Raw genomic sequence first — 2,191 nt, forward strand, 5'->3', positions numbered from 1 at the left:
GGTGGGGCTCCTTGCCGGTCGGGATGCGCTTGATGACGGTGAAGCTGGCCGGGTCGACGACGGAGATGTCGGCGTCCAGCGAGTTCAGCACGAAGACCGGGGGGCGGCCATTGGCCTGGGCATTGCCCTGGGCATTGGCCTGGGCCAGGCCGGCCAGGACCATCAGGAGCGCGAACGCGCTGCGACGAAACATTCCAGGAGTCCTTAAAAGCAAAAAGGGCGGCAGCCGCCGCCCTCCACAACGCGCCAGTTTACCGGGGCGCTTACTCGTCGTCGCCGCCGAGGATGCTTCCCAGCAGTCCGCCGCCGGCAAAACCACCGAGAACCGAGCCCTCTTCCTTGTGGCCGCCCATCTGCGGCGCCGCCGCAAAGATGCGCGAAGCCAGGCGCGAGAAAGGCAGGCTCTGCAGCCAGACCTCGCCCGGGCCGGTCAGCTTGGCCAGGAACAGGCCCTCACCGCCGAACAGCGCCGTCTTGATCTTGCCGACGTACTGGATCTCGAAATTGACGTTGGGCGTGTAGGCGACGACGCAGCCCGTGTCCACCAGCAGGGTCTGGCCCGGCTGCAGGCTGCGCCGGACGATGGTGCCGCCGGCGTGCACGAAGGCCAGGCCGTCGCCCTCCAGTCGCTCCATGATGAAGCCCTCGCCACCAAAGAAGCCGGCGGACAGCTTCTGCTGGAAGGCGATGCCCAGGGACACGCCGCGCGCCGCGCACAGGAAGGCGTCCTTCTGGCAGATCAGCGTGCCGCCCAGCGCCGACAGATCCATGGGGATGATCTTGCCCGGATAGGGCGCCGCGAAAGCCACGCGCTGCTTGCCGGCGCCGTTGTTGGTGTAAATGGTCGTGAACAGCGACTCGCCCGTCAGCAGCCTTTTTCCCGCGCCCAGCAGCTTGCCGAGGAAGCCACCCTGGTTGGCCGAGCCGTCGCCAAAAACGGCGTCCATGCCAATGGCGGAGTCCATGAAGAACATCGAGCCCGCCTCGCCGATGGCCGCCTCGCCGGGATCGAGCTCGATCTCGACGAACTGCATCTCGGCACCCTTGATCTCATAGTCGACAACATCCATGGCCATGTGGCCCTCCCGGCGATAAAAAAACGGCCTGGATGATAGGGCGACATGCGGGTGTCGGCGCCGTGCGGCGGCGTCAGGGATTTCGGGCCCGGCAAGCCGTTGCCGTGGCGCCGGATGACGGGCCGCCAATTTGTGTCCCTGTGCATCGGCCAGCGCCGCAAGGAAGCATCGAGATACATGAACGCCTTGCGCGCCCGCCCGATGCCCCAGACTGCAGCCGATGACACTACAGATCGATGACCTCCAGCCCGAGTTGACGGCGGAGCAGGCCTTGACCGGCTGGCGCAGGGAGTTCTGCGTCGAATTGCGGGGCGAAGGCCAGGCGCGAATCTTCCTGAGGGTGCTCGAGTCACCTTCGTTGAAGGCCACCGAGTTGCGCCGCGCGGTGCTGTTTCACAGGGTCGGCGCGGGATTCGCCGATCTGGCGGGCTGCGTCGCGGCGGCGCGTGAGCCGCTGGAGCGGCTCGCCCTCACCGCAGTCCGCCAGCAACCCAGCGCGGACAACCTCTTCGCCGCTGTCACCTACGACCGCCGCGCCTGGGAAGCAGCCGTGGACGCAGTGGACCACTGGCAGCGACGCCGGATCCCGGTCAAGCCATCGCTGTCCTGAACCTCGCCGCCGCCTCGCGCAGCTGACCGGCACGGTCTTCCAGCATCGACGCCGAAGCCGCCGTCTCCTCGACGAGGGCGGCGTTCTGCTGCGTCGTCGAATCCACCTCGCGAATGGCAGCCGCGAGCTGGCGGACCTGGTCGGCCTGGGAGGAAGACTGGCTGCTGATGTCGCCCACGATGGCGGCCACGCGGTGGATGGCCTGCACGATCTCGCCCATGGAGCCACCAGCCTGGGCCACATAGGCCTCGCCCTGGTGGACGGTCTCGATGGAGGAATTGATCAGCGTCTTGATCTCTTTCGCCGCTTCGGCCGACCGCTGGGCCAGCGAGCGCACCTCGCTCGCCACAACCGCGAAGCCGCGGCCCTGCTCGCCCGCGCGGGCGGCCTCGACGGCGGCGTTCAGCGCCAGGATGTTGGTCTGGAAGGCGATGGAGTCGATGACCTGGATGATGTCGCCGATCTTGCGCGAGCTCGCGGTGATCTCCTCCATGGAGTTCACCGC

4 protein-coding genes are annotated in these 2,191 nt (G+C 67.4%); 1 reads left to right on the top strand and 3 read right to left on the bottom strand.

Annotated elements, in window-relative coordinates; genetic code table 11:
* Both AC1DU6_RS28515 and AC1DU6_RS28520 read right to left on the bottom strand, forming a co-directional pair.
* On the bottom strand, positions 1 to 163 hold a 163-nt coding region (locus AC1DU6_RS28515; protein WP_477861251.1), incomplete at its 3' end, for a YVTN family beta-propeller repeat protein.
* Positions 164 to 263: 100 nt separating this feature from the next.
* Complete coding sequence (locus AC1DU6_RS28520) at positions 264 to 1,076, bottom strand: TIGR00266 family protein (protein WP_056198399.1); 813 nt, start codon at positions 1,074 to 1,076, stop codon at positions 264 to 266.
* Positions 1,077 to 1,296: 220 nt separating this feature from the next.
* Between AC1DU6_RS28520 and AC1DU6_RS28525 the strand changes: the two genes are divergently transcribed.
* The gene (locus AC1DU6_RS28525; protein ID WP_477861247.1) at positions 1,297 to 1,686 is read left to right on the top strand and encodes a hypothetical protein; all 390 of its coding nucleotides are present in this window, start codon (positions 1,297 to 1,299) and stop codon (positions 1,684 to 1,686) included.
* On the opposite strand, the gene AC1DU6_RS28530 is transcribed toward AC1DU6_RS28525, so the two are convergent.
* Positions 1,667 to 2,191 (bottom strand): methyl-accepting chemotaxis protein (locus AC1DU6_RS28530; protein WP_477861249.1); only part of this gene is annotated, 525 nt, incomplete at its 5' end. The two genes, AC1DU6_RS28525 and AC1DU6_RS28530, sit on opposite strands and share 20 nt — an antisense overlap.

The organism is Roseateles sp. P5_B10, from assembly GCF_056400485.1.

Bases quoted from the DNA above. Each gene is read 5' to 3' on its own strand.
- AC1DU6_RS28520 (WP_056198399.1), bottom strand. From the start codon at position 1,076: ATGGCCATGGATGTTGTCGACTATGAGATCAAGGGTGCCGAGATGCAG.
- AC1DU6_RS28525 (WP_477861247.1), top strand. From the start codon at position 1,297: ATGACACTACAGATCGATGACCTCCAGCCCGAGTTGACGGCGGAGCAG.